Genomic DNA, 26,150 nt, shown 5'->3' on the forward strand with positions numbered 1-26,150 from the left:
GTAGATAATCAATCGTAGGCGAGGAGCCCAATTGGGGAAAGGCATCGTAATCTAAAAATTAGTAAGTTTGTGAAAACGAACCTTATGAAAACCATATCTTTTTTCCTCCTTGGCTTACTTTGTTTTTTTGTGACCCCCTGCTTGTATGCGCAATCTGAAGGTCGCCCCAATGTCATTGTTATTTATTCTGACGATCAGGGATGGACCGATATTAATTCTTTTGGAGGGAAAGATCTTTACACACCGGTGTTAGATAGCTTAGGTGCAGATGGTATTCGTTTTACTCAGTTCTATGCAGCTGCTCCTGTTTGTTCCCCATCGCGCGCATCTTTATTAACCGGACGCTATCCACAACGGGCGGGTTTAGCGGGCAATGCATCGTCTCATAAGGGGGTGGACGGGATGCCGTCTGATCAGTATACCATGGGCGAACTTTTTCGAGACGCGGGTTATAAAACGGCTCATATAGGCAAATGGCATGTTGGTTTTACGCCGGAGACCATGCCCAATGGTCAGGGTTTTGATTATTCATACGGGTTTATGGGTGGTTGTATTGATAATTACTCACATTTTTTCTATTGGGATGGGCCAAATCGACACGACCTATGGTGCAATGGAAAAGAAATTTATGAAGACGGAACGTACTTCCCGGATCTAATGGTACGTGAAACAAACAACTTTATAGAGGAAAATCAAAATAATCCATTCTTTATATACTTTGCTATTAATATGCCCCATTATCCATTACAGGGTGAAAAGAAGTGGTTAGATTATTATAAAGATAAAGGTCTAGCTTCACCAAGGGATATGTACGCAGCATTTGTAACCACGATGGATGAGAAAATAGGAGAGGTTGTTCGTCAACTGAAAGACTTAGGGTTGTACGATAACACCATCATTGTTTTTCAATCTGATCATGGTTTCTCGGAAGAAGAACGCGGCTTTGGAGGTGGTGGTTCCGCCCATGGATTGCGCGGCTCAAAATTTAGTCTGTTCGAAGGAGGGACCCGTGTCCCTGCCATTATTAGTTGGCCAAAAAAGATCGAAGCAAACCAGGTACGTAATCAATTTGCAGCCAATATCGATTGGTATCCCACTTTAGCTGAGCTCTGTAATATTGACCTGCCTGATCGTCGATTAGACGGAAAGAGCCTCGTTTCTATTATTGAGGATGCGGGTGCAGTTACTAAACATGATGTATTCTTTTGGCGTAGTGGCGGAACAAAAGAAAAACCTAAATGGGCAGTTCGTCAAGGCGATTGGAAACTATTGAGATATCCTACCTTTGCAGCGAAGGAAGAACTGGATGAACAAGACTTTTTTCTTGTCAACCTTAAAGAAGATCTAGGTGAGACCAAAAACCTCGCTCATCAATATCCGCAGCGCGTAGCCGAGCTAAGTGCTCTCTACGACGAATGGGCTGCTGATGTACACCGACAATAGATACATCGTCTTAAAATAGTTTTTCAGCAGGCGGTTTTACATCAGCCAATCGTAAGTATATCGTTGTTTGTCCACGGTGATGGGTTTGATGTTCAAAAGCCTTCTTGATGGCCGCTTCTTTTGTCATTTCAAAACGACCGAACAGCGTTGTGTTTTCCTTTAATTCCGCAGGGCTCATTTTCTTTATGCTATTAATAGCATAATCATAGCCTGCTAAAACCAACTGAGTGACATTCTCTTTAGATTTGTCATCAGTCTTTTCTGACTGCCCCAAACCTTCGGGTACAGGCTGACCGCTTGCTGCTGATACGAAAGCATAGTTAGCATCATTAATGTGTAACATTTGCTCTGCAAATGATCGTATCTCTTCGGTTGGTTTCAAATCATACCCCGATTCAGGCATTGCTTCAAGATATTCTTGCGTATACGCCTTTGCTCTTTCCCAGTCTTTCACAATTTCATCAATTTGAGTTTGTGCTTGTGCCGAAAAGAATACACAGCAAACAATAAGTGCGGTTAATACTGATTTAAGTGTTTTCATGGTCATTGAATTTGTTAATGTAAAAGTACATTTATTTGGCGAGACTATTACACCGGTGTTTTCTATCTTTGTCTTTATGAAGGCTGTTCTTTTTATTGTTTTCCTGCTGTTTTGTTCGTTTAACTCATCTGCTCAGCTTGTCGCAGACGATATTGTCGAACAATTGGCGGTGGCTATGGACAATAGAGAGAACTATGAACGTCAGAAAGAACGGCAATTATTTAACCTGAAGAAAGAAGCAGCGAAACCAAATCTTTCCCTCGCTGATCAGTATGAAATCAGTAAAAAGATAGGAAATGCCTACAGTAAATACATTCTGGATTCTGCTGTTCGCTATATTTTAAAGAGTGCCGAACTCGCGGAAAAAATGAATAACATCATGTTAACCAATGCAGCGTCCATCCAATTAGCTACTGCATACTCCACGATGGGACTTTATATTGAGTCGAAAGGGCTCTTGGATGATATTAACTCCGCAAGCCTAGACGATACATTAAGAGGTCAATATTATCGCGCATATAGTGCATTTTATAGTCATTATGGTCAGAGTAGTAAGACGACCAGCTTTTTCCATCGTAGTGAGTTGTACCGCGATTCAGTCTTGGCCGTAATGCCTAAAAATAGTATGCTGTATAGGATATCATCGGCCACGAAAATGCTGTATGGCGGGCAATCAGATGAAGCCAAGGCTCGTTTCTTATCCCTACTGGAAGAGGTGGATCCAAAGAATCCAGAATATGCTACTATAGCCTATTTTCTGGGGATCATCTATAAGGAAGAAGGCGATCCCGAATTACAAGAAAAGTTTCTAGCGCTTTCGGCCATCACGGATATCAAGCACTCGATAAAAGACAATGCCTCCCTGCAGGCATTAGCACTCTGTTATTACGAACAAGGAAATATAGATAAAGCCTATCTGTTTATGGAGGCAGCGATAAACGACGCGATATTTTGTGGCGTACGTTACCGAACGGTTGAAAACTCATCTTTTTATCCGATTATCAATGCCTCTTTTCAGGAAAAGGAGAACTATAAGAAGTCGACTTTACGGAAGTATCTTATACTGATTAGCGTTCTTTCTTTGATTCTGATGGTAGGCATTGCCTATATCTATCAGCAGATGAAGCGATTGTCAAACATCCGTAAGGAATTAGCTTCGACCAATAAGCAGTTGGTTGACTTAAATGAAGACTTAAAGAACACCAATCATATGCTCGGAGAGGCTAACCATATCAAACAGGAATATATAGCACACTTCTTTTATGTTTGTTCATCTTATATTGAAAAAATCGAAAGTTTCAGGAATACATTATATAAAAAGGCCATTACCAATCAGCATGACGCATTAATTAAAGATTTGAAGTCAACAAACTTGGCACAAACGGAGCTTGAAGAACTTTATAAAAACTTTGATGAAATATTCTTGAGTCTTTATCCAGAGTTTGTAGAAGAGTTTAATAAGCTGCTTGCACCCGACGAAGCGGTGTTGCCGAAACAGGGTGAGTTACTCAATACCGAGTTGCGCATTTTTGCATTGATCCGGTTGGGGATAACCGACAGCGTTAAGATTTCGACATTTTTGCGTTATTCGTTGCGGACCGTATATAATTACCGAACCAAAATACGTAACAAAGCCGCCGATTCTCGTGATGAACTGGAACAAAAGGTACAAAAAATAGGTACTTTTTTCGGGGATAAATAATCGTTAATTTATTGTTAATTAATAGGTTGTGTTTTTCTATCACGACCTATTCCGCCTAACCATTCTGGTTTCATTGCTACCCGGACAGGGGCTGAGTATATTTGTTATATCTGATATAAACTAATTCAATACATATGGATCTTTTTACAATGAAGAGAAGTTATTGGCGAGCGCTATGCTTGTTCTTAACGCTAACAATCCCTGTACTAACTTTCGCCCAGAACGCAGCGAGGGTGGAAGGTTATGTGACAGACGCAAGTACTGGAGAGGCGCTATACGGCGTGTCGATTGGCGTCAAAGGTACTTCCTTAGGGACGATGACCGACGAGAATGGTCATTATTTATTATCTAATCTGCCGAGTTCCGCCGTTTTAACCGTTTCCTATATCGGCTATACAAGCCAGGAGATCGAAATCACTAACGAAAAACTCGATGTTCAATTGAGCCCAGCTAACAACATGATGGAAGATGTGGTGGTAATCGGCTATGGCTCAGTCAAACGAAAGGATGTAACTACGGCAATCTCTAGTGTTTCCTTGAAGGACTTGGAGGAACGTCCAATTGTTTCTGCGGCACAGGCTATTCAAGGGAAGGCCGCCGGAGTTTCTGTTATTCAGCCGAACGGTGCGCCAGGCGGTGAAACTTCTATCCGTATACGTGGTACGACTTCCTTTAATGGAAGTAATGACCCGCTTTATGTGGTTGACGGTGTGCCGGTTGATAATATTAACTTCCTATCCCCAAATGAGATTCAAGATATGCAGATTCTGAAGGATGCTTCATCAGCATCCATCTACGGATCACGGGCAGCCAATGGGGTTGTTTTGATTACCACGAAAACCGGAAAAGCCGGAGAAGCTAAGATCTCAGTTCACAGTCAGTACACGCAAAATCGTGTATCAAATGAAATTACGCCCTTAAATGTTGCTCAGTATAAAGAGTTACAAGACGAAATCGGCTTAATTTCACTGCCAGATGACCTTCAGGATGAGACCGACTGGTTTGATGAAACCTATTCTACAGGCAATCTTCATAGCCATCAATTATCGATATCGGGTGGTACAGACAAAACTAAATACCTCCTTTCTGGTAGTTATCTCGACGAAAAAGGTATTCTAAGTACCGCTTTTTACAAGCGTTATAATTTTAGGGCCAATGTCGAAAATCAGGTAAGAAGTTGGTTGAAAATGAACGCTAACATAACCTATTCTGACTATTCAAATAATGGTATAACAACTGGATTGGGCGCAAATCGAGGTGGCGTTATACTGTCGGTTATCAACACACCTACCTATGCGCCGATATGGAACCCGGAGAATCCTGACCAATATTACAACAATTTTTACGGTATAAATAACATTACCCATCCATTGGAAAATATGGCGAGGAACGCGAATAATAAATCGCGAGAAAACCGATTGTTGGCTTCTGCTAGTGCAGAAATGACCTTTATTCCTCAGTTGGTTTACAAATCTGCGTTTACGCTCGATCGCCGAAATGCCATTATAACATCTTTCCTTGATCCCATCTCAACAGCCTGGGGAAGAAATCAGTTTGGTGAAGGGTCAGATTCTAGAAATATGAATACCGTATTGGTGTTCGATAACGTCCTCACTTATACAGAGAACTATGACAAACATGGCATAGAAGCGATGGGAGGAACTTCATGGACAAGTTCAGATTATACGAACAATTGGATTAACGGCTCTCATTATAGAAATGGGTCGATTCAAACGCTGAATGCGGCGAATAAAATTTCATGGACCGGTACCGGATCCGGCGCGTCAGAATGGGGCATCATGTCCTATTTTGGTCGGGTAGCGTATAATTACGACAGCAAATATCTGGTAACAGCGAACGTGCGTATGGATGGTTCATCAAAACTTCATCCGGACCACCGTTGGGGAACATTCCCTTCCGTGTCGGCTGCATGGAGAATTTCGTCTGAGTCGTTTATGGACGGAGCTGATTGGTTAGATGATTTGAAAATTCGTGGTGGTTGGGGGCAGACCGGTAACCAGTCGGGAATTGGTGATTACGCTTATCTGCAACGATATAATATCAACCGGATCGAGTGGTTTGAAGAAGGTCAGGAGAATGCTGTGCCGACCATCTCTCAAGCTAATTTAAGAACGAAAGACTTGCAGTGGGAGACAACAACGCAAACGAATGTCGGCTTGGACCTAACTGCATTGAATAGCCGATTGACGGTCAACTTGGATTATTACTATAAACGTACAACAGATATGCTGATGTATGTTTCTTTACCCGCAGGTGCTGCACAAGCAAATAATATTGTGCGTAACGAAGGAGAAATGACAAACCGCGGTGTTGAGCTATTTGTAACGAGTCGAAACGTAATGGGCTATGATGAAAGTTTGGGTTGGGAAACCAACTTTAATATTTCCTTTAACAAAAATACCCTGGAAAGTCTGGAAATGCAGAAAATTTATAATACTGCGGTTACTTCCGATGTGGTTAATGAAACTGTGGTACGGAATGAACCAGGACGACCGTTAAGTGGCTTCTACGGTTATATTAGCGATGGTGTAGACCCCGAAACTGGTGAATTGATGTATCGCGACTTGAATGCCGATGGTAAAATTTCTTCGTCAGACAGAACCTATATTGGAGATCCTAACCCTTCATTTACGTTCGGTTTGACCAATAATTTTTCTTGGAAAAACTTTAACCTGAGCGTGTTTTTACAAGGTTCTTATGGCAATGATATATTCAATGCATCCCGAATAGAGACTGAAGGGATGTACGACGGGAAAAATCAATCAACACGTGTTTTGGACAGATGGAAAATACCAGGCCAGATAACCGATGTTCCGAAAGCAGGATTCAACATCAAAAACTCAAGTTATTTTATTGAAGATGGAAGTTACCTACGCGTGAAAAACGTATCGCTGTCTTATAATGTAACGGGTGCAAAATTAAAGCAAATGGGTATTAGTAGATTGCAACCTTATATTTCTGCTAGTAATCTGCTAACCTGGACAAACTATACCGGTATGGATCCGGAAGTGAACCAGTGGGGTAACAGTGGTGCCGTACAAGGAATCGATTGGGGTACATACCCTCACAGCCGTTCGTTTGTGATTGGTGTTAATCTGGAATTTTAAAACTTAAAGAGATGAAAGCAAAAGATATATTATTATATGCGTGTTTAGGCCTCTTCTTGACGCTAAATTCGTGTTCATTAACCTATGAGCCGGTCGACACGTATTCCGATATCACCGAAGGGGTGGACGAAGAGAATGACGAAGTAGCATTCAAAGACAAAGCTGCCGTACAAAGCCATTTGACAACCATATATGATCAGATGAGAGATCGTCAGGAGCATTGGTATCTCGACTTATTGTTAATTGCCGAAGCTCATGCGGATAATGCATATGCAGGAACAACAGGTGCTGAGGTGGTACCCTTCGAAAACAACGCAATAGAGGGCTCGAATTCGGTTGTCGACCGCGACTGGAACCGATACATGGAAGATATTGCCCGTGCAAACAAACTGATTGTCAATATCGATTCAGTAGAAGATGCGTCTCTAACTACACAAGAGCGTGCGCGATATAAAGCGGAAGCTAAAATATTCCGTGCGATGGTGTATTTTGATATGGTGCGCCTGTGGGGAGACATTCCCATTATTATCACTGAGGCAGGTGATATTACATCAGAGACAATCGAAGACGTGTACGACGATTATTTTCCAGAACAGAGTCCTGAAATAGAGGTGTACAAGCAAATCGAGAAGGACTTATTAGAGGCGCTGCCGGATGCGCCGGAAAACGATCCGACAGACAAAACCCGTTTTTCGAAATCGGTAGCCCGCACTCTTTTAGCGAAAATATACGCTGAAAAGCCACTACGTGATTATGCTAAGGTAATCCAATATTGTAATGAAGTCGCCGCAGACGGCTTTGGTCTTGTTGAAGATTTTAACGATTTGTTTGGAATGAACGAAACTGGGACGGATGCTAAAGCAAGAAATACAAAAGAGGCAATTTTAGAAGCTCATTTTTATCCGGGAAGCGGCAATTGGGCTACCTGGATGTTTGGCCGAGATTTAGTTAATTGGGATAGTAACTTTACCTGGGCAAAATGGGTTACACCGTCTCGGGATCTGATCAGAGCATTTGAATCTGAAGGTGATGAGGAGCGTTATAACGAGTCGATTGTATATTATGAAACAACTTGGAGTAACTATTATCCCTCGTCTCACTATCCATTTATGTATAAGTTAAGATCGGCTAATAGCAGCATTATCAAGTATCGTTTTGCAGATATATTATTATTGAAAGCGGAAGCCTTGATTATGGAAGGCGATTTGAATGAAGCTGCTAATATTATTGACCAGGTAAGGTTGCGTGCGGGATTAGACGGCTTAAGTAATTCGACCAAGGCTAGCCAAGATGCGATGATCGATGCATTATTGAAAGAACGTCGACTTGAACTGGCATTTGAAGGCCAACGATGGTTTGATCTTGTTCGTTTAGATAAAGTAGAAGAAGTCATGAATGCAGTTTTTGCCAAAGATTCAGGTAGAAAACCTTTGGCTTATCCATTTAATTCAAATTCATACCGTTTGCCAATACCACAAGCGGTAATTGATCAAAACCCGAATTTAGTTCAAAATCCTGGTTATTAATATGATGATTATGAGATTCAATAAAAATATGAAAAAGACCTTTGTTACCTTATGTTGTTTCCTGGCTTTATCTGCATGTAGTGCCGATAAGGGCGAAACGGCGAAGCCCGATGAACCCACTCCTCCGGTGGAAAATAAAGACGTAACTCTATTTGTTACAACCAATAACCGGTCTAAGGACTTTGAAAAGGAATCTGTAGCCTACGGATCTGGATCCAACTTGTCGCCTTCCACCATTAGTCTAGACCCGACGACGCGCTATCAAACCATCGACGGCTTTGGAGCAGCGGTAACCGGTTCTACAAGCTATAATTTGATGCAGATGACACCGGCAGACCGCAAAAAGTTTTTAGAAGAGACTTTCTCAGTTGAAAAAGGTATGGGGCAAAGTTATATACGGATTTCAATTGGTGGTTCTGATTTCTCACTTAGTGAATATACGCTGTGGGATACCCCCGGGGAAGGGAACTTTGCCTTGCAGGAGGAAGAAAAGAAATATGTAATTCCTATTCTGAAAGAGATATTGGCTATTAACCCATCTGTAAAAATTATGGGATCGCCATGGTCAGCTCCTCGTTGGATGAAAGTGAATAATTTAACTGATCTCCAACCGTATAATTCATGGACGAGCGGTCACTTGAACCCAGCTTACTATCAGGAATATGCGTCCTATTTTGTCAAATGGATTGAAGCGTTTAAAAATGAGGGAATTGAGATCTACTCAATAACCCCTCAAAATGAACCTTTAAATCGAGGTAATTCCATGTCGATGTTTATGGGCTGGAAAGAACAGCAAGCTTTCATCCGTGATGCTTTAGGGCCGCAATTAGAGGCCGCAGGACTTAGTCCTAAAATTTATGCATTTGATCACAATTATAATTATGATAATATGGCTGATCAAAATGACTATCCATTAAAAATCTATGACGATCCATCGGCGGCAGCCTATATTACCGGTGCTGCTTATCATAATTATGGCGGGAACAAGGATGAATTGCTGGATATTCACAATCGTCGCCCCGATAAGGAGTTGGTATTTACAGAGACGTCGATTGGTACATGGAATGACGGACAAAACCTGACGACCCGATTGATGGAAGATATGGAAGAAGTAGCATTAGGAACGGTAAACAACTGGGCTCGCGGCGTCATTGTATGGAACTTAATGTTGGATAGCGAAAAAGGACCTAATCGGGAGGGTGGCTGTCAAACCTGCTATGGTGCGGTTGATATTAACAAAAATGATTACAAGACAATAACGAAGAACTCACACTATTATATTATCGGCCATTTATCCTCCGTTGTTAAACCCGGCGCTACCCGAATAGGTACCAAAGGTTATAAAGCTGCGGGTGTGATCTATGCTGCTTTTGAAAATACGGACGGTACCTATGCCGTTGTTTTACAAAATAATACAAATGAAGCCAAGAAAATTACAATCGACGACGGGGATAACTATTTTAGTTACGATGTTCCTTCTAAATCAGTGGTTTCTTATCGTTGGCCCAATAAATAAATGATGATGAAAAGATTTTTATATCCCATGGTATTGCTTGCAGGAGTGCTGATACTCGCTTCCTGCGAAAAAGACGAAGTCAAAAAGGTAGGGAACCCGGTGATTGAGTCCAAAACGGAATTCACCAGTGCCCACTTCGGTGATAGTCTAGAATTTACAGTCAACGTATCGGATGCAGAGGTTCCGCTGTCGACTGTAAAAGCGCAATTGTTTTTCAGTGAGGAAATGGTTTCTGAAACCGTGATCCGTACCAAGACGAATGGTGATTATTCGGGTAAGATTTATGTGCCTTACTATGCCAATATTCCTAATGGTACAGCTACATTGAAACTTGTGTTACAAAATATTTCGCAAACGATAACAGAAGAACAATACGATTTAGCCTTGACAAGACCTGATTTTCCATATCTAACACTTGTTGCAAGTGACAAAGAATATCGTTTAGAACGTACTGATCTATATGAATATACATTAGACGAACAACTGCCTGCTAAGGTTAGTGGTTATCTGAAAGCCCCTGCGGTTGGTGACCAAGGAAATGAGTTGACGTTCGGATGGGAAGATGATGCGATTGTCGAAGGATCGACTAATAACATACCTTTCTCTAATTCATCTTCAGGCCAGTATGCTATTACATTTAATACCTTTGATTATCATGCTTCGCCGTTTATTATTGCCTACGCTATTAATGGTACGGTTATGCAACGGGTGGACGATGAGCATTTTAGACTGGATGCTAGCTATGCTCAAGACGAAGAACTGATTATTGATGGAATCGAAGATCTAGACAATTGGTGGATCGATCCTGATTTTATCAAGAAAGACGATCAAGGTAAATTTTTCTTCGTTCCGCAAAGTGGTAACTATCGGATTACGGCCGACTTTTCGTTAAAGTACTTTGCCGTTGAAGCTCTTCATAATGGCGAGCCGGCCAGCTTGCGGGACGATGGGACAGGTGCGGTATGGATTATCGGTGACGGAATTGGCAAACCGTCTTTTGCCACCAATATGGTAGGTTGGAATACTGATAAAGCATTGTGTCTATCTCCAATCGGCAATAAGAAATACCAAGTTACCGTAGTGGCCGGAACGAATGTTAAAACGGATGATATTAACTTTAAGTTCTTCCATCAAAAAGGCTGGGGTGGAGAGTTTACAACTCAGATAACCACGACGAGCGATCTGATATTCATCGGGACCGGTGATAATGGCAGAGATCCGGGTAACCTGGGTATTGTAGAGGGGCAGTCGCTCGAAGAAGGTGCTACCTACGTGCTTACGCTCGATTTAAGTGCTGGAAACGATCATGCTGTTTTGTCGGTTGAAAAACTATAGCATGATTTAGATTAAAAGATACGATTAACAGAAACAGGAGCTGATCGACTAAAACAGGAGCTAATTTTTTAGCTCCTGTTTTTTTGTAACTTAGTGTCAAGTAAGTACTTAACGTTAAACCTAAAATATCGTTATGAAAAAGCTAGTGTTATTGTCGACCGTTGTTGTGATCTTAGCAGCATGTAGTCCGGTTTATTATGCGCCTTCTACCCAGCACGTGCCTTTATTGACCGAAGAGGAAGAGTTCACCGTCGCCGGCGGCTACAGTGGGAGCAGTTCGGCGGATGGCGCTACAATCAATAGTGCTTATGCATTTGATTCAAATTGGGCATTGATGGCCAATGGGAGTATTTTTCTAGCGGGTGATTCCAAAGATAATTCATCAACAGGTAGCGGAGGGCACCTTGAAGCCGGTGCCGGTTATTTTACGGAGGTTTCCGATAAGCTCGTTTTTGAAACTTACGGACTTATCGGTTTCGGTGGAATGAATAATCGCTTTCCATTAACCGTACAAGATTATCCCGAAACGACTGGCGAAATCAAAGCTAATGTTCTGAGTTTGGCTTTACAACCTTCCTTTGGTTTCAAGTCTAAATATTTTGAGGCTGCTATTAGTTTTCGGACAGGTATGGTTAATTACTCGAATATCCGTGGAAGTCTAATGATGCAGAATGAAGATCAGGACGCAGTTGGCAGTCAACAAGAATATCTGGAAGATAATAAGAGCAACTTCCTGTTCGAACCCGCGTTAACAATCAGAGGGGGACTTGAATTCTTAAAATTGGAAGCCCAAACGGGCGGAAGTCTAAACCTCACCAACCAAGAATTTCCCCAAGACCCATCTTGGATTACCATTGGTTTAATTTACCGATTGCAGGATGATTAGAGTTTAGGAGAAAATATTTTAATGTTCAAAAAGACTACTGACAAAAGGCTGTCACAGGAACCTTCTACCTTTGAGGTATGTTAAGTAGCGCGCTAAACGTAAACATTTTATTTTTTTAAACATTAAAATTTAACGCTATGAAATCGACAGCAATATTAACAAAAGAAGAATTCCTGCAACATTGGTTAGGTCACCGTAATTTAACCCGAAATACGATCGAGAAGTTTCCTGAAAAAGAATTATTTGAATTTTCAATAGGTGGGATGAGAACATTCGCCAACTTGGTTAAGGAACTCTTGTCTATTGCAGAGCCTGGCTTGCGCGGAATTGTCGAGAGAGCCACTGAACCCTACGATCACGCGTTAAATCTAAACACCAAAGCTGAATTACTGGCTCAATGGGATGCAGATACACCGAAGATTATTGAACTGTATAATCAAATTCCGGAAGAGGATTTTCATAAGACTCATAACCTGTTTGGTGAATACAATTTTCCGATTTACAGTAACCTTCTTTATTTTGTGGACAATGAAATCCATCATCGTGGTCAGGGCTTCGTATATTTACGAATACTCGGAATCGAACCTCCATTCTTTTGGGAGAGAGATTAAATTATAACATGGGTCCAATAGCTCGTGCGTCGCTAAAGGCTAATTTTTAATAAGCTGGCGCACGAGCTATTCGACTTTTATACGGGTTAATAAATCCCTTACAGTTGTTCTTAGTGAGAGTGGTTCTAAAATTGTAGCTTGATCAGCAAACATCAGGTACCAACGTGCGAACTCTTCTTCCGCATTTTTCGATTCGAAGGTCATCTCGACCTCATCGCCCTTTACCGTTTCCGATACAAATCCATAGTACGAACGCTCCCATTGTATATATCTTGCAAAATCACGTGCAATTGACAGTCGTATTTGCGTTGTAGGCGGAGCCTCATCCTTGTTTAAGTAATATGAAAGTTTTTTATGTTTCCTAGTAAATCCTCTGTTCGTCAAATCTAATTGTTGGACTCTATCGATTCGGAATTGCCGATAATCTTCTCTTAAATGACAATAGGCCATAAAATACCAAAAGCTTCCCTGGTGGAATAAACCTACAGGTTCGATTTCGCGCTGTGTGACCTCGTTGGCGCTACTACTTTGATAGTGCATATTTACGATCTTTTGTTGCGCTACACTTTCAAATAGTTGGGATAAAGCCGACGGTACGTTTTTATTAAACCGATTTTCCATAACACTCATCATCATATTCTCCTCGAGTATCGATATGTCGGATTTTTCATCGGATCGTAGGTACGCTTTAATTTTGTTAATGGCTGATCCGAAGTGCTTGGCTAAGTGTGGATCAACAAATTTGTTCATTAGCTTCTCAGCAGCTGCCAAGGTCATTATTTCTTCTTGAGTGAAGCGGGTAGGTGATAGTTTGTAGCCATCTACTAAAGCATAACCCGAACCTGCCTCTCCATAAATGGGTATACCAGCTTGCTCGAGCGAGCGGATGTCTCGATAGATCGTTCGTTTGCTCACATCAAATTGCGCGGCGAGATCTTGAGCCTTTACAATTGGCTTGGCTTGAAGTTGAAAATAGATGGCGACGACCCTATTAAACCTTTTCGTTATATCCATCGGCAGTTTAGTTGCGTAGTCATTAAATCGAAGATCATAAAGTTAAAGAAAATTCATTCATCTATTTAATCTACTTGTTCGTATATAAATTAAGTAGGTCTGTCTATTATCACGATCGTCGAGTGACAATCTTACTATTTTCATGCTTGGTTATCATGAAGGTCTCAAAGATTACGTAATCATTCAAACTGTAGATCAGCGGCTGATTACACATTTGAACCTGAAAGCTATTCATCAATTGCTCCCGCAGAGAATTTTCTTAAGAGTAAATCGCTCGTACGTCGTCAATAAGGACAATATCGACTCTTTCAGTAACAACGATGTATTTATTAAAAACTATGAGATCGGTATTGGGAATCACTACCGCGATTTATTTTTAGGTGAGTTATTGAGCAAGTGAGAGTTTGATGCTGAATTAATAATATTTCGACAAAAAGTAAATATTTATTGTTTTTCAATAAATTATTATTGATATTTGATTTGTGAACTTAAATAAATCAATATGAATACAAATCAGGTTTTAACACTCCTCAAGATCGCGTCTTGGATTATCTTTGTCGGCTTTGCGATAAAAGCAGGAGCTATGCTTGTCTCTTTTTCGATTAGTTTGCTTATCAATCCAGACGCGTCGAAGGACTTGTATCTTGGATTAGATCTACATGACATATATCAATATAGTCAGCTGCATTATATTTCAATGGGTATTTTTATCATTCTTATCGCGGCTCTAAAAGCATACTTACTCTATTGGGTAATTAAGATTTTTTCAAAGATTAATATTGTCCACCCGTTTAGTCAAGAGGTGGTAAAATGGCTTATGGCTATGAGTAATATCGCCCTGCAAATTGGCGTTTTGGTATTGATATCAACAAGTTATAGCCATTCATTAACGGAGAAGGGTCTTAATTTCAGTTATGACGGAGGGGATGCCGAGTTCCTTCTTCTGGCCGGTATTCTATTTATTGTTGCTCATATTTTCAAGAAGGGCATTGAGATTCAATCCGAAAACGAGTTAACTGTATAATTATGGCGATCATTGTGAATTTAGATGTAGTGATGGCTAAACGGAAGATCTCGCTAAATGAACTTTCCGAAAAGGTAGATCTGACCTTATCGAATTTGTCAATTTTAAAAACAGGGAAGGCGAAAGCGATTCGATTCACAACTTTGGATGCTATCTGTAGAGCACTCGACTGCCAGCCCGGCGATATCTTAGAGTTCACGGATGATGAGTAATCCGATTAGACTCGCTTTACTTCCTAGGGTAGTCAACGGTCATAGCTACGCTAATATGTTTCTGTTTCCTACCGTATGTAGGAGTGCGATAGGGAGTCAATTGAAAGTCAATAGATAGATATGTAAAACAAGCTACTAATAAACCATTTCTAAAATCAGTTGCTTTGTATCCACCCTTTGATGAAATCTTTCTCGATCAAATAGAAATTGTCAATTTCAGCGAGAACTCTTACTTGTTCTCCGGCCGGATAACTCGTCAAGACAGCCGCTAAGGGATTGGGTTCTCGGTGTATGGACTGGCTGCGTTCGAGCCTTATCGTTCTAAGTGGCTTAGAAGCATCGGTTACTTGATTGCGGGAAACAAACACTTTACGTTTATCTGGTAGAATACCACGATAGCCATTAAGTGCAGCAGCCTCGATTATCAAAGGCGAGTGGATCGATATATTTTGGTCTGTTGATCTCATTCTAAGTGTATCTCCGATCCGCTCTATGTCGGATCTGATTGAAGGTGGAGTCGACTTTCCCGGTCTGACGAAGGGGAGGGGGTCGACCGCCCCCGTCGATGTATAGATTCCGAAGTGTAGATGGGGAGGTGTGGTCCTTGCATTTCCGGTATTACCAATAAGGCCGACGGTGTCACCTACGCTCACCCTTTTGCCGGATGTTACCGTTTGACTATCCAAATGTGCATAATATAAGTTAATCGACCGATTTTCAGGACGCAAGAATACGATTTTCCCGCCGAGATTATTGGTGCCGACGCGACTGATGACACCGTTTGCAGCAGCGACTGCTGGTGTGAGCCGATCTGCAAAAATATCAATCCCTTCATGAGATCTCCGTCCCCCTTCTCGGTCAACACCAAAAAAAGAACCAATATGTTGTTCGGCGTCTTCTGCAACGGGATTTGCTAAAGACGGTTCGGCTGTAATCTGTAAATCATATGAAACATCGCTAAGTAATTCTGGCTGTACCCGTAAGATATATTGTCCGTTTCTTTTCACCGTATAGGACAATGATGTGCTATCGACCTCAGCGGAAATCAAATGCAAGTGGCTTTCCGTAGTGTCTTGCGCGACGGCAAACAGATCCATAAAGAGGATGACGCTGTCTGTGCTTTGTGCTACGACTTTGATTTGCAGTTGTTCGCCGTCCCTCGCGTCAAAGGCATATCCGGTTGCATTGGGTTCATTTGCACCGAAATATGCTTTTTCCTGATAAGGGACACTGATTGCTATAGGCGATTGGAGGCTTCGGTCAGAAGCAGCGAGCCAGCGATCATACAATAAGCTTTCGGCTAGTCCCGCGTTTTCAAGTTGTTCGATGTAGCGTTCGTGAGGTGTCTGACCTTTAAAAAGGTCTCCGGTAATTCGATCGCTGCAGGCAATGATAAAAACAGAAAAGAAAAGGATTATAAAATAGAGTTTTTTGTTTCTCATATAGGAGCAACACAGGAAGCTCTAAAATGTTGATGTCGTCTTAAAGATTGATGATCAGATAAGTAAACATTTACAATAAAGGGTACAAAACTTCCCAAACATTCTCGGCCATAATACGCTGTCCCTCCTTTGTAGGGTGGATGCCGTCGTCTTGGTTGAGTTCTACTTCGCCGGCAACATTTTCGAGTAAAAATGAAACGAAGGCCAAGTCGTTTTCTTCAGCAAGTTGTGGAAATATTTGTCGGAAACTTTCAGCGTATTCTTGCCCCATACTGGGCGGAACGAGCATGCCGGTCAGCACAATTTTGCATTCGGGCCATGCTGCTTTCACTTTATCGATAATGGATTGTAGATTAGTATAAGTTTCGTCGACCGGTAAACCGCGTAAGCCATCGTTGGCGCCCAGCTCCAGTACGAAAATGTCGATTTTTTGATTTAATAACCAATCGACCCGCTCATTTCCACCTGATGTAGTTTCTCCACTCAGTCCGGCGTTCACTGTTTGGTAAGGAAGGTTTAGGGAGTCAATTTTATTTTGAATCAAACCAGGGAAAGCGTTATCAGTATTTTCTAAACCATAACCGGCCGTTAGGCTATTTCCAAAAAATAGAATTCTTTTCATGTTCGTCTTGTCATCATGTCCGCTCTTCGTGCTGTCGCTGGTATTTTGGGCTTGTTCCTGACTGTTGGGATTGGCGCAAGCGACTAAACAAATGACGGCTAAGAGTACAGAAATGGAATTAAAATTCATGATGAATGTAATGCTTTTGTTTAAATAGGATATCCAAACGACAAATTACTGAAATAATCCGTATATTTTTAACTTTTGAAAATTATCATTGTTTTGACAAATATTTTAAGTGTACGTAATTTAAGTAAGACTTACCAAAGTGGACACGGGAGCTTAGCGGTTTTACGAGATATAAATTTTGATGTTGAAGAAGGCTCCACCACGGCCATTGTCGGGCCGTCAGGCAGTGGAAAAACGACTCTTTTAGGGTTATGCGCAGGCTTGGATCGTGCAAGTGGAGGCAGTATTGTTTTAAACCAACAGAATCTAAACGAATTGAACGAAGATGAACGCTCTTTACTAAGAAACCAGTATGTGGGTTTTATTTTTCAAAATTTTCAACTTTTGCCTACACTAACGGCCTTAGAAAATGTGATGGTTCCTTTGGAACTTCAGCAAGCAAGCAATGTCAAAAAAAGAGCGATGGATTTACTTGAGAAGGTCGGGCTCTCGGAACGCGCATCACATTATCCTATGCAACTTTCTGGAGGTGAACAACAGCGTGTTTCATTGGCACGAGCCTTTTCTAATGCGCCGAAGATTCTGTTTGCCGATGAGCCGACCGGTAATTTGGATGCAGAAACTGGTGCGCGGGTCGAAAAACTTTTATTCGATTTGAATCAAGAGGCCGGCACAACCCTTATTTTGGTAACCCACGACCTTGAGTTAGCATCAAAGACGCAGCGGATCATTCATATGAAAGGCGGCAAGTTGTTAGAGAATGAGGGATAGGAGCGCTAAAAATAAACAATTGAATTTCCCTTGGTTATTGAAGATGGCCTTGCGCGATAGTCGCAGAAATAAATCACGATTATTCCTTTTCATTTCTTCCATTATTTTGGGTATCGCTGCGATGGTAGCAATTTCCTCATTTCGGGAGAATTTAACAACGGACATCGACCGGCAGGCCGCTTCGCTCATTGGAGCCGATCTAGTAATCGACAGCCGCAAGGCCTTATCGGATAGTTCTATGCAACTAGTCGATTCCCTAAAAGGATTGAGTGTTGGATATGCGGAAGAGAAGAATTTCGTGTCGATGGTCTATTTTGAGAAGAGCGAAGGAAGTCGCCTCGTCCAAATCCGCGGAATATCAGGTGGATATCCTTTCTACGGTAAAATAGAAACCTTGCCTGCGAATGCTGCAGACGCCTATCAGGATGAAAATGGTGTATTGGTGGATAAAACATTGATGCTTCAGTATGGTGCTGAAGTAGGTGACACGGTTCGCATTGGGAATTCTAGGTTTAGAATTTCGGGAGAATCGATCCAGGCGCCTGGGCAAACAGGCTTATCATCCGCTGTTGCGCCAGCGGTTTTTATGCCATTGACCAGCTTGGGGGCGACCGGCCTCTTGCAAAAGGGAAGTCGCGTTAACTACCTATACTACTATCAATTTGGGAACAACATAGACAGCCATGAGCTTGCAGAAGAGCTGGACGAGCGATTGGAAAATGAGGGTCTGGATGCTGAAAGTGTTCAGATGCGAAAAGAACGTACGGGCCGGGCTTTTGGTGATCTAGCGAAATTCCTTTCTTTGGTTGGGTTCATTGCTCTGTTATTAGGCTGTATTGGCGTGTCAAGTGCGGTTCAAATATATATCCGGGAAAAAATCAACAGCATCGCTATACTTAGATGTTTGGGCGTCAGCGGTTTTCAAGCATTTCTTATTTTTATCATTCAGGTTATTGGAATTGGGTTGATCGGTTCCGTCATCGGTGCTGGACTGGGCGTGTTCTTGCAACAGTTGATCCCGATTGTCTTGCAGGAGCTGCTTCCGGTCGAGGTAACCTTAGCTATATCGTGGACATCGATAGCGATGGGGATTGTGCTTGGTGTTCTTATTTCCGTGCTTTTTGCGTTATTACCGCTACTTTCTGTACAAAAGATATCACCACTAAACACCTTGCGGGCCTCTTTTCAGTCTGATACCACCAATAGCAACAAACAACGCGGTTTTGTATTTGGACTCATCGTTCTGTTTATCGGCGTTTTCGCTAGGACGCAATTGGACAATTGGATCGAAACCGGCATATTTACAGCTGCCGTTATTTTCGGTTACCTGGTTCTATGCGGACTGGCAGTCGCTATGATTAAATTGGTGAGAAAGTATTTTCCTCATTCTTGGGCTTATGTTTGGAGACAGGGGCTGTCGAATCTATACCGGCCTAATAATCAAACCGTTATTTTGGTAATGGCAATTGGTTTGGGAACGGCTTTCATCGGCACCTTGTTTTTTGTAAAATCGCTGCTGATTGAACAGGTTACTTTTTCAACCCGAGGCGAACAGCCTAATATGGTTCTTTTTGATATTCAATCTGCTCAGAAGGAGGAGGTTGCCGATCTTGTAAGGTCAGCTGGGCTACCTGTTATTCAAGAGGTCCCTATTGTGACGATACAAATTCAGTCGATTAATGGATATCGGCAAGTAGATGTTGAGAAGGATAGTACTTTGGATATTTCTACAAGAGCTTTTGCTAGAGAGCTGCGTGTTACTTTTCGCGATAGTCTGATTTCATCTGAAAAGCTTACTGAGGGTCGTTGGGAAGGAAATGTTGCAGAAGGTGATACGGCTTTAATATCGCTCGACCAAGGCTATGCAGAGCGTATAGGTGTGAAAGTAGGGGATGAGATTATCTGCAATGTTCAAGGTTTGTTGATACCAACAAAGGTTGGAAGTTTGCGTGAAGTAGACTGGGATCGGGTGCAAACTAATTTCCGAGTTGTTTTTCCGAAAGGTGTGATTGATGAAGCACCGCAGTTTCATGTGATTATGACAAGGACACCTAACGAGCAGGTATCAGCGGACTTTCAATTGAAGCTGGTGAAACGCTTTCCGAACATCTCGATTATTGATCTGAAATTGATACTAACGGTGCTGGATGAAATCATATCCAAGGTGAGCTTTGTTATTCAGTTCATGGCAGCTTTGAGCATTATTACTGGTTTGATCGTGCTTTTATCGTCCATCCTAATTAGTAAGTTTCAGCGAATTCAGGAAAGCGTATTGCTTCGTACATTGGGTGCGAGCAAGAAGCAGGTTTTCGCGATAACAGCGTTGGAGTATTTCTTTTTGGGCGCATTATCGTCAATTGCAGGTATCTTAATCGCGCTTGTTTCTGCATGGGCATTGGCTGCATTTAACTTTGAGATTCCATTCCGGCCAGATCCTTTGGTCATCTTCGTGATTTTTGTCTGTGTTACCTTATTAACGGTTGTAATCGGCATATTCAATGTCAATGGGATCTTGCGTAAGCCACCTTTAGAGGTACTTAGAAGGTAAGGCGCAAATGAGGCTTTTTCATTTTTCTTCGTAAATTTGATGATCCAACTACCTATATTATGATGGAAATCTACATTTCAATTTTACGAGGGATCAACGTGAGTGGGCAAAAGCTGATAAAAATGGATGCTCTAAAAAGGATGTACGAGTCGCTGGGTTTTACAAATGTAAAGCACTATGTACAAAGCGGGAATATCATCTTTTCCTCGGAGACGGTTAAAGCCGATTCATTAGCCGAAAAAATATCCTCGCAAGTCGAACGAGACTTCGGATTCCAAGTTCCAGTTCTTGTTATGACCAAAGAAGAACTTCAGAAAATCATAGATGAAAATCCCTTTGCTAGAAACGCAGAAAGGGATCTTTCAGCTTTATATGTTACGTTTTTGGACGGATCTTTAGGTGAATTTGACCAGTCAGCTATTGAGAGTGTATTACAGAACGGAGAAGCGATTCATTTTGGATCAAATGTGGTATATTTGTTCTGTCCGGGTGGTTATGGAAGAACAAAACTTTCTAATACATTTCTCGAGCGGAAGCTTAAATTGAAGGCAACTACTAGAAACTGGAAAACAACAAATAAGCTTTTACAATTAGCCGATACTTAAGTTTTTATTCAATTCGCGAGAACTCATACTTATCTTTTATATGGCGATTAAAAAAAGTTCCCTTTGAAAATGCTGCTCTCATGGCATCGTAGGTTTCTTTTTTAACATCCATATATTCATAGACGCTTCCCGACTGAAAACGAATTTTCAATATAGCGTTTGATTGATCGTATGATATCGTGTCAATTACAGAGGATGGCATTTTAAGAGTTTCAATAGTTGTTTTTCAGCGTTTTCAATTGTAGACCCCGTCCGCTTGCTGCTTAATGTTTTAAAATAGGGTTGTGTCAAGCCTTTCTCGTATGCGGTTATCAGCGAATGTGATACATAGTACTTCTTGCATACCGTGCGAGTGTTTCCCAGTTTCACGGCGACGAAATCATACATCTCTATTAGGTTACGTTTAAGTTCAGTTTGATTTTGGAAAGGGGGAAGTTCGGCGAGCTTAATAAAAGCCCATACCGTACCAAACCAAGTTCTAAAATCTTTTGAGCTAAAATCTTCCTGTGAACATGCCTGTATATATTGATTAACATCGGCCGAGTCTATTGGGCACACCTCATTCTGGTCGTCTATATATTGAAATAAATGCTGACCCGGAATTTCTTTAACATCTTGCAGTCGTTTTGCAAGCCTTCTATCCTGAACTTTTATGTTTTGTTGAACACCCTTTTTTCCTCTAAATTGAAAGCAGATCTCGGCACCGTCAATGCGAATGTGCTTAGTCGTGAGCGTCGTTAAGCCGTAGCTTTTGTTTTCATCTCGATAATGTGCATTGCCTGTACGAATAAGTGTTTCTTCCATCACTTGAAGTACAAGCGCAAGGACTTTGTCTTTTGTCAGCTTTCTTTTCTGCGAGTCTTTTTTAATTTTTTTCCGAATAGACGGCAATGCCTTTCCAAAATCAATAATCTTGTTGAATTTATTCTCTTGTTGTAAACGAGTCCATTCTGGGTGATATAAATATTGTTTTCGACCACGATCGTCTGTCCCGGTAACCTGTAGATGTCCGTTTTCCTTCGTGCAAATCCACACGTTGCGCCAAGCTGGCGGAATAACTAAGGCTTTAAATCTATCGAGGATGACTTGGTCTTTTACGAGCGAACCATTTGCATAATAGGCAAAACCCTTGCCTTTACGAATCCGTTCGTATCCCGGGTCTGAATCTGATACATATCGTATTTTGGGCATTTTACTAATTTATTGATGTCCGTCTGGTGTTTATTATACACCCGAGCCGCTCTGTAAGTAACAGCATTTTTCAGATAATGGTTTCTTAATTCTTCTGAGGGCAGTTTCCATACGTGTTTTCCATTATTACTATGAGAAAATATTGCTATTTTTAATCCTTACTAATGATCACAGATATGCCTGAACTTTTACTTAGACAACATATAGAGAGAACGCTGGATGAAGCGATCTCCGACGAAAGTTTCCAATCTTTTTGTGAGCTGACCTTTGAGAAGTCGTTCGATAAAAAGCAGTATTTTGTTGAACCCGGGCGCGCGTGTAATTATCAGTATTTTATTTTGGAGGGTTCATGTTACTCCTATTACGTTAATGAGAAGGGTGATAAGAGTGCTATTCAACTGGCTATCGAAAATCATTGGATAACGGACTCCTCAAGTTTCTTCACTAATAAATCAGCCGTATCAACCATCGAGACTTTAGAGCCTGTAAGGGCATTGTTGCTAAGCAAGGAAAATCTGGATATACTCTGCAAACGACATCCGATATTTGACCGATACTATAGGATTCTACTTCAGAATGCGATGTCAACCCTCTATTACCGTATTGCAAAAACGAATAGTGAAGATGCAGAGCATCGATATAGAGAGTTTGCCCAACTATTTCCGCATTTTATCCAACGTATCCCTCAATTCTTGATCGCTTCCTATCTTGGTATTAAGCCTCAGTCATTGAGTCGTATTCGAAGAGAAATATTTTCCAAAGATGATTAGGTTTTCTTTCTTAACATAGGTGAATGAAATTGCTTGTTATTTGAGGGATCTTTGTGGTGTTGAAAATAAATAAATTAAAAAAAAGAAAATTATGAATACTACAGAAACATCAAAATGGATTTCAGATCCAACGCACAGTGAACTTCTTTTTAAGATTAAACACTTGATGATCACGAACGTTAAAGGTGAGTTCCAGAAGTTTAACGTAAGCATAGAAAGCAAGGGAAATGATTTTAGCGATGCTAAAGTATCTGCAGTGATCGATACCGACTCTATTTTTACGAATAACACAGATCGCGATGCACACTTGCGAAGCGCTGATTTTTTTGATGCAGAAAAATACCCAAAAATTACGTTTAACAGTACAGAGCTAAATAAATTAGATGACGACAACTATCAGTTAAAAGGTATCTTGGATTTGCATGGCATTGAAAAGGAACTTATTCTTGATGTTGAGTTCGGTGGTTTCGCCAAAGACCCTTATGGAAACCATAAAGCAGGTTTTTCCGTTAGCGGTAAATTAAACCGTAAGGATTGGGGCCTAAACTGGAACGCAGCCTTAGAAGCCGGTGGTGTTATGGTGAGCGACGAAGTTAGAATAAACGCTGAAATTCAGTTTGTTCAAGAATCGTAAGATTTCTTTCCGCTGAATGCCAGCAGAATAGATCCCAAAATTGCAGAAAGAACCGAACCGGTTAATATCGAAAATTTAGCTTCTGCAACAAAATGCGGTTCTGCAAATGAGAGTAGGGCAATGAAGATCGACATTGTAAAACCGATACCTGCTAAAAGCCCTACGCCAATCATATGAAGCCAATTGGCATCCCTAGGTAGTAAACCAACCTTGCTTTTTACCGAAAGCCAGGATACGAATAGGATACCAATTGGCTTTCCTAATACAAGCCCAAGGACAATACCTAAACCTAGATTGGAAAATAGACCTTCGACCATTCCGTCTTCAAACGTAATATTTGTATTGGCTAAAGCAAATATTGGGATAATAAGGAAGTTGACCGGTTTGGTCAGCATATGTTCTAGTTTTTCTAATGGTGATTCCTTCTCGTCTGGTGTTGTAGGCAATGTTAGTGCCGTCAAAACCCCCGCAATGGTAGCATGTATGCCTGAATGATGGATGAAATACCATATAAATACACCGGGAATTAAATAAAAAATAATATTCTTTACCCCGAAACGATTAAATAAAATTAACAGTAGGAAAATGGCGCCTGCATAGCCAAGATTAGCGTAATTTAATTCAGAAGAATAGAAAATCGCGATTACTAGAATAGCGAGTAAATCATCAACGATGGCCAATGCTGCCAAGAAGATTTTTAATGAAGCAGGTACTCTTTTTCCCAATGCAGTAACAGCGGCTAATGCAAAAGCAATATCAGTTGCCATCGGAATGCCCCACCCATGTTCGGTTAAGGTTCCCTTATTAAAGAGTAAATAAATAAAGGCGGGAACCAATGCTCCACCGATAGCGCATAATATGGGTAATGCTGCCTTTTTTGGAGAAGCGAGTTCTCCTTCGACCAGCTCCCGTTTTATTTCTAGTCCAACCAATAAAAAAAAGATAGCCATCAGACCGTCGTTGATCCATAATAAGATGGGGTAGCGTAGATGAATATTTTCTGTGTTAAATCCGATCTGGGTTCCAAGAAAATCGTCGAAGCCTTCACCAAGGGGTGAGTTGGCTACAATTAATGATATAATTACACAAAATAATAAAATAATGCCGCCAGCGGATCCGTTTTTTAAGAAGTTAGGGAGAGCTTTAAGGTTGATACGGTTACTCATTTGGCAAATATATTAAAATCGTAATAAATTGGGCGTATCGTTCCAATTAAATCAAAAATTATCGCTATGGATGAAAAATCATCTGAAATTGAAGACGAAGGGAAAGATAAAGCACACGATTATAATCCAGATAAGATACACCGGAAGATAGGCGCTAATTACTTTGCCAATATGGTCTACTTCTGCTTTCTTAAACAGTACGCGGTAGAATTGTACAATTACCAGTATTAGGTTGACCAACATGAGCACATTGCTACCAAGTACTGCGCTGCGGTTGGGCGTAACCCCCCATTCGGTGATTCGAAATAGGATAGCTGATAGAGCTAGACCGTTGACAAGGACCGTCATCAGCGAAAGGAGTAATAGGATCCACAGGCCGATGCGAGTGACATTGCTACGAGCCCCCTCTGCAATGGAAAAGAAGATAATAGCCATGACTCCGATCAGAAGCAGATTGAAGAGCAACAAGAATTCGCGATCATTGTAAAGATCTTTGCCCGATGCTATGATGGCAATCAGATAGGTAACCAACATAACCAATACTAAGGGGCTGAATATTTTAGCGATTACGGGGGAAACTTTGTTTACGAGCTGCGGATTGCTTTGTGTAAGATAGGTACCTAATATCGGTGCTGAAACGAGACCGATTATGGCAATATTATTAAAATAAAATTCCTCAATATCGAGTTCGATTAATGAAAACAGGCCGATGGTAATCCCTGTTAAAATTCCACCAGCTATTAATATCAATGTCGTCACGACGATCAAATCGCCATTATAACGGAGATAGTTGAGTCGGCTTTCCGGTTGATGTTTTATTCCTCCTGAAAATGAAAAACCTAAGATACACCAGAGGAAAAGAACCAAGTGAATACAGGATAAAACGAGGGTGTCACTTTCTTCATTTGGAAGGAAATTAATAAAGAAAACGCTAAAAAGAACGGCACTGCTGATAAGAATGATTTCCTTCAATGCCAGTTTATTCTTCCACACGAAATACGCTGATAGGGCAGGGAAGATGACAAAACCGACATTGCGAGTATAAAAGTAGCCTTCGTTGATGGAAAATAGTGCGGGCAGCTTAACGATGATGGCCGCTACGAGACACATCACCGCAATAAACATGATATTAACCTGAGTACCGTTAGCTTTTCTTTCATTAGTGAAATTCAAACGTTCATGCCAGAAAGCAGCTAATGTGCTGTTCGTTATGCTAGGGTATAAGCCGTCAAAGGCTTGTTTGAATGCTAGTTTATCTTTGCGGTAGAGTTTTTCAACTTCTGCGGGGTTATTTAGATGGACAAGGATGTCATCTCTTAAATTCGTTTCCATAA

24 protein-coding genes are annotated in these 26,150 nt (G+C 41.2%); 16 read left to right on the forward strand and 8 right to left on the reverse strand.

From position 1 onward, the window contains the following. Positions 1 to 84 precede the first annotated feature (84 nt). Positions 85 to 1,443, forward strand: a complete 1,359-nt coding sequence (locus tag WKR92_RS11600; protein ID WP_375557998.1) for a sulfatase family protein — start codon at positions 85 to 87, stop codon at positions 1,441 to 1,443. A gap of 10 nt (positions 1,444 to 1,453) precedes the next feature. Here WKR92_RS11600 and WKR92_RS11605 read toward each other — a convergent pair whose 3' ends face one another. Next, positions 1,454 to 1,984 (reverse strand): DinB family protein, encoded by a 531-nt coding sequence (locus tag WKR92_RS11605; RefSeq protein WP_375557999.1) that lies wholly within the window; start codon positions 1,982 to 1,984, stop codon positions 1,454 to 1,456. On the opposite strand from WKR92_RS11605, the gene susR reads away from it, so the two are divergent. The 7 genes from susR to WKR92_RS11640 all read left to right on the forward strand — a co-directional run bounded on the left by susR (position 1,983) and on the right by WKR92_RS11640 (position 12,688). Further along, on the forward strand, positions 1,983 to 3,686 hold the full coding sequence (gene susR, locus WKR92_RS11610; protein ID WP_375558000.1) for a SusR family glycan utilization regulator: 1,704 nt from the start codon (positions 1,983 to 1,985) through the stop codon (positions 3,684 to 3,686). The genes WKR92_RS11605 and susR overlap by 2 nt on opposite strands. Positions 3,687 to 3,835: 149 nt before the next feature. After that, positions 3,836 to 6,814, forward strand: coding sequence for a SusC/RagA family TonB-linked outer membrane protein (locus WKR92_RS11615; protein WP_375558001.1), 2,979 nt, complete (start codon positions 3,836 to 3,838; stop codon positions 6,812 to 6,814). A gap of 11 nt (positions 6,815 to 6,825) precedes the next feature. Next, positions 6,826 to 8,340, forward strand: a complete 1,515-nt coding sequence (locus WKR92_RS11620; RefSeq protein ID WP_375558002.1) for a RagB/SusD family nutrient uptake outer membrane protein — start codon at positions 6,826 to 6,828, stop codon at positions 8,338 to 8,340. A 10-nt stretch (positions 8,341 to 8,350) separates the two neighbouring features. Then, positions 8,351 to 9,856 carry an endo-1,6-beta-glucanase gene (locus WKR92_RS11625; protein ID WP_375558003.1) on the forward strand — a complete coding sequence of 502 codons (1,506 nt, stop codon included), beginning with the start codon at positions 8,351 to 8,353 and terminating at the stop codon, positions 9,854 to 9,856. Between the two features lie 6 nt (positions 9,857 to 9,862). Continuing rightward, positions 9,863 to 11,191: a DUF5125 domain-containing protein gene (locus WKR92_RS11630; RefSeq protein WP_375558004.1), complete on the forward strand. Its 1,329-nt coding sequence runs from the start codon at positions 9,863 to 9,865 to the stop codon at positions 11,189 to 11,191. 133 nt (positions 11,192 to 11,324) lie between these two features. Beyond that, a complete protein-coding gene (locus WKR92_RS11635) occupies positions 11,325 to 12,077 on the forward strand; it encodes a hypothetical protein (RefSeq protein WP_375558005.1) in 753 nt (250 codons plus the stop codon). A gap of 137 nt (positions 12,078 to 12,214) precedes the next feature. Further along, the gene (locus WKR92_RS11640; RefSeq protein WP_375558006.1) at positions 12,215 to 12,688 is read left to right on the forward strand and encodes a DinB family protein; all 474 of its coding nucleotides are present in this window, start codon (positions 12,215 to 12,217) and stop codon (positions 12,686 to 12,688) included. Positions 12,689 to 12,754: 66 nt separating this feature from the next. Here the strand turns inward: WKR92_RS11640 and WKR92_RS11645 are convergent, their stop codons facing one another. Next, positions 12,755 to 13,702, reverse strand: a complete 948-nt coding sequence (locus tag WKR92_RS11645; RefSeq protein ID WP_375558007.1) for a helix-turn-helix transcriptional regulator — start codon at positions 13,700 to 13,702, stop codon at positions 12,755 to 12,757. 142 nt (positions 13,703 to 13,844) lie between these two features. On the opposite strand from WKR92_RS11645, the gene WKR92_RS11650 reads away from it, so the two are divergent. The 3 genes from WKR92_RS11650 (at position 13,845) to WKR92_RS11660 (ending at position 14,938) form a co-directional block, all read left to right on the forward strand. After that, a complete protein-coding gene (locus WKR92_RS11650) occupies positions 13,845 to 14,102 on the forward strand; it encodes a LytR/AlgR family response regulator transcription factor (RefSeq protein ID WP_375558008.1) in 258 nt (85 codons plus the stop codon). Positions 14,103 to 14,204: 102 nt separating this feature from the next. After that, complete coding sequence (locus tag WKR92_RS11655) at positions 14,205 to 14,726, forward strand: DUF2975 domain-containing protein (RefSeq protein WP_375558009.1); 522 nt, start codon at positions 14,205 to 14,207, stop codon at positions 14,724 to 14,726. 2 nt (positions 14,727 to 14,728) lie between these two features. Further along, positions 14,729 to 14,938, forward strand: a complete 210-nt coding sequence (locus tag WKR92_RS11660; RefSeq protein ID WP_375558010.1) for a helix-turn-helix domain-containing protein — start codon at positions 14,729 to 14,731, stop codon at positions 14,936 to 14,938. A 155-nt stretch (positions 14,939 to 15,093) separates the two neighbouring features. On the opposite strand, the gene WKR92_RS11665 is transcribed toward WKR92_RS11660, so the two are convergent. Next, positions 15,094 to 16,380: a M23 family metallopeptidase gene (locus tag WKR92_RS11665; protein WP_375558011.1), complete on the reverse strand. Its 1,287-nt coding sequence runs from the start codon at positions 16,378 to 16,380 to the stop codon at positions 15,094 to 15,096. 70 nt (positions 16,381 to 16,450) lie between these two features. Beyond that, positions 16,451 to 17,131 (reverse strand): arylesterase, encoded by a 681-nt coding sequence (locus WKR92_RS11670; protein ID WP_375558012.1) that lies wholly within the window; start codon positions 17,129 to 17,131, stop codon positions 16,451 to 16,453. A gap of 93 nt (positions 17,132 to 17,224) precedes the next feature. Between WKR92_RS11670 and WKR92_RS11675 the strand changes: the two genes are divergently transcribed. The 3 genes from WKR92_RS11675 to WKR92_RS11685 are packed head-to-tail and all read left to right on the forward strand — an operon-like array spanning position 17,225 to position 21,055. Next, the gene (locus WKR92_RS11675) at positions 17,225 to 17,902 is read left to right on the forward strand and encodes an ABC transporter ATP-binding protein (protein ID WP_375558013.1); all 678 of its coding nucleotides are present in this window, start codon (positions 17,225 to 17,227) and stop codon (positions 17,900 to 17,902) included. Continuing rightward, on the forward strand, positions 17,892 to 20,450 hold the full coding sequence (locus tag WKR92_RS11680; protein ID WP_375558014.1) for an ABC transporter permease: 2,559 nt from the start codon (positions 17,892 to 17,894) through the stop codon (positions 20,448 to 20,450). Before WKR92_RS11675 ends, WKR92_RS11680 begins: the two co-directional genes overlap by 11 nt. 59 nt (positions 20,451 to 20,509) lie before the next feature. After that, complete coding sequence (locus WKR92_RS11685) at positions 20,510 to 21,055, forward strand: DUF1697 domain-containing protein (protein ID WP_375558015.1); 546 nt, start codon at positions 20,510 to 20,512, stop codon at positions 21,053 to 21,055. Positions 21,056 to 21,059: 4 nt separating this feature from the next. On the opposite strand, the gene WKR92_RS11690 is transcribed toward WKR92_RS11685, so the two are convergent. Both WKR92_RS11690 and WKR92_RS11695 read right to left on the reverse strand, forming a co-directional pair. Next, on the reverse strand, positions 21,060 to 21,257 hold the full coding sequence (locus WKR92_RS11690) for a KTSC domain-containing protein (RefSeq protein ID WP_375558016.1): 198 nt from the start codon (positions 21,255 to 21,257) through the stop codon (positions 21,060 to 21,062). Then, positions 21,242 to 22,246 carry a DNA topoisomerase IB gene (locus WKR92_RS11695; RefSeq protein WP_375558017.1) on the reverse strand — a complete coding sequence of 335 codons (1,005 nt, stop codon included), beginning with the start codon at positions 22,244 to 22,246 and terminating at the stop codon, positions 21,242 to 21,244. Before WKR92_RS11695 ends, WKR92_RS11690 begins: the two co-directional genes overlap by 16 nt. 164 nt (positions 22,247 to 22,410) lie before the next feature. Here WKR92_RS11695 and WKR92_RS11700 point away from each other — a divergent pair, with 164 nt between their 5' ends. Together WKR92_RS11700 and WKR92_RS11705 are read left to right on the forward strand one after the other, a co-directional pair. Then, on the forward strand, positions 22,411 to 23,016 hold the full coding sequence (locus WKR92_RS11700) for a Crp/Fnr family transcriptional regulator (RefSeq protein WP_375558018.1): 606 nt from the start codon (positions 22,411 to 22,413) through the stop codon (positions 23,014 to 23,016). 91 nt (positions 23,017 to 23,107) lie between these two features. Then, positions 23,108 to 23,650, forward strand: a complete 543-nt coding sequence (locus WKR92_RS11705) for a YceI family protein (protein ID WP_375558019.1) — start codon at positions 23,108 to 23,110, stop codon at positions 23,648 to 23,650. On the opposite strand, the gene nhaA is transcribed toward WKR92_RS11705, so the two are convergent. Together nhaA and WKR92_RS11715 are read right to left on the reverse strand one after the other, a co-directional pair. Then, positions 23,638 to 24,816, reverse strand: coding sequence for a Na+/H+ antiporter NhaA (gene nhaA, locus WKR92_RS11710; RefSeq protein WP_375558020.1), 1,179 nt, complete (start codon positions 24,814 to 24,816; stop codon positions 23,638 to 23,640). The two genes, WKR92_RS11705 and nhaA, sit on opposite strands and share 13 nt — an antisense overlap. A gap of 78 nt (positions 24,817 to 24,894) precedes the next feature. Continuing rightward, complete coding sequence (locus WKR92_RS11715; protein WP_375558021.1) at positions 24,895 to 26,148, reverse strand: hypothetical protein; 1,254 nt, start codon at positions 26,146 to 26,148, stop codon at positions 24,895 to 24,897. Between the last annotated feature and the right edge of the window lie 2 nt (positions 26,149 to 26,150).

It is taken from the genome of Albibacterium profundi (genome assembly GCF_042159835.1).
GTDB lineage: Bacteria > Bacteroidota > Bacteroidia > Sphingobacteriales > Sphingobacteriaceae > Albibacterium > Albibacterium profundi.

What these genes read in the sequence shown, in the direction of transcription:
- WKR92_RS11640 (WP_375558006.1), top strand. Translation starts at nt 12,215, where the DNA reads ATGAAATCGACAGCAATATTAACAAAAGAAGAATTCCTGCAACATTGG.
- WKR92_RS11645 (WP_375558007.1), bottom strand. Translation starts at nt 13,702, where the DNA reads ATGGATATAACGAAAAGGTTTAATAGGGTCGTCGCCATCTATTTTCAA.
- WKR92_RS11665 (WP_375558011.1), bottom strand. Translation starts at nt 16,380, where the DNA reads ATGAGAAACAAAAAACTCTATTTTATAATCCTTTTCTTTTCTGTTTTT.
- WKR92_RS11605 (WP_375557999.1), bottom strand. Translation starts at nt 1,984, where the DNA reads ATGAAAACACTTAAATCAGTATTAACCGCACTTATTGTTTGCTGTGTA.
- WKR92_RS11655 (WP_375558009.1), top strand. Translation starts at nt 14,205, where the DNA reads ATGAATACAAATCAGGTTTTAACACTCCTCAAGATCGCGTCTTGGATT.
- WKR92_RS11680 (WP_375558014.1), top strand. Translation starts at nt 17,892, where the DNA reads ATGAGGGATAGGAGCGCTAAAAATAAACAATTGAATTTCCCTTGGTTA.
- WKR92_RS11600 (WP_375557998.1), top strand. Translation starts at nt 85, where the DNA reads ATGAAAACCATATCTTTTTTCCTCCTTGGCTTACTTTGTTTTTTTGTG.
- WKR92_RS11660 (WP_375558010.1), top strand. Translation starts at nt 14,729, where the DNA reads ATGGCGATCATTGTGAATTTAGATGTAGTGATGGCTAAACGGAAGATC.
- WKR92_RS11650 (WP_375558008.1), top strand. Translation starts at nt 13,845, where the DNA reads ATGCTTGGTTATCATGAAGGTCTCAAAGATTACGTAATCATTCAAACT.
- WKR92_RS11625 (WP_375558003.1), top strand. Translation starts at nt 8,351, where the DNA reads ATGAGATTCAATAAAAATATGAAAAAGACCTTTGTTACCTTATGTTGT.
- WKR92_RS11630 (WP_375558004.1), top strand. Translation starts at nt 9,863, where the DNA reads ATGAAAAGATTTTTATATCCCATGGTATTGCTTGCAGGAGTGCTGATA.
- nhaA (WP_375558020.1), bottom strand. Translation starts at nt 24,816, where the DNA reads ATGAGTAACCGTATCAACCTTAAAGCTCTCCCTAACTTCTTAAAAAAC.
- WKR92_RS11685 (WP_375558015.1), top strand. Translation starts at nt 20,510, where the DNA reads ATGATGGAAATCTACATTTCAATTTTACGAGGGATCAACGTGAGTGGG.
- WKR92_RS11635 (WP_375558005.1), top strand. Translation starts at nt 11,325, where the DNA reads ATGAAAAAGCTAGTGTTATTGTCGACCGTTGTTGTGATCTTAGCAGCA.
- WKR92_RS11670 (WP_375558012.1), bottom strand. Translation starts at nt 17,131, where the DNA reads ATGAATTTTAATTCCATTTCTGTACTCTTAGCCGTCATTTGTTTAGTC.
- WKR92_RS11700 (WP_375558018.1), top strand. Translation starts at nt 22,411, where the DNA reads ATGATCACAGATATGCCTGAACTTTTACTTAGACAACATATAGAGAGA.
- WKR92_RS11690 (WP_375558016.1), bottom strand. Translation starts at nt 21,257, where the DNA reads ATGCCATCCTCTGTAATTGACACGATATCATACGATCAATCAAACGCT.
- WKR92_RS11695 (WP_375558017.1), bottom strand. Translation starts at nt 22,246, where the DNA reads ATGCCCAAAATACGATATGTATCAGATTCAGACCCGGGATACGAACGG.
- WKR92_RS11715 (WP_375558021.1), bottom strand. Translation starts at nt 26,148, where the DNA reads ATGGAAACGAATTTAAGAGATGACATCCTTGTCCATCTAAATAACCCC.
- susR (WP_375558000.1), top strand. Translation starts at nt 1,983, where the DNA reads ATGGTCATTGAATTTGTTAATGTAAAAGTACATTTATTTGGCGAGACT.
- WKR92_RS11615 (WP_375558001.1), top strand. Translation starts at nt 3,836, where the DNA reads ATGAAGAGAAGTTATTGGCGAGCGCTATGCTTGTTCTTAACGCTAACA.
- WKR92_RS11705 (WP_375558019.1), top strand. Translation starts at nt 23,108, where the DNA reads ATGAATACTACAGAAACATCAAAATGGATTTCAGATCCAACGCACAGT.
- WKR92_RS11620 (WP_375558002.1), top strand. Translation starts at nt 6,826, where the DNA reads ATGAAAGCAAAAGATATATTATTATATGCGTGTTTAGGCCTCTTCTTG.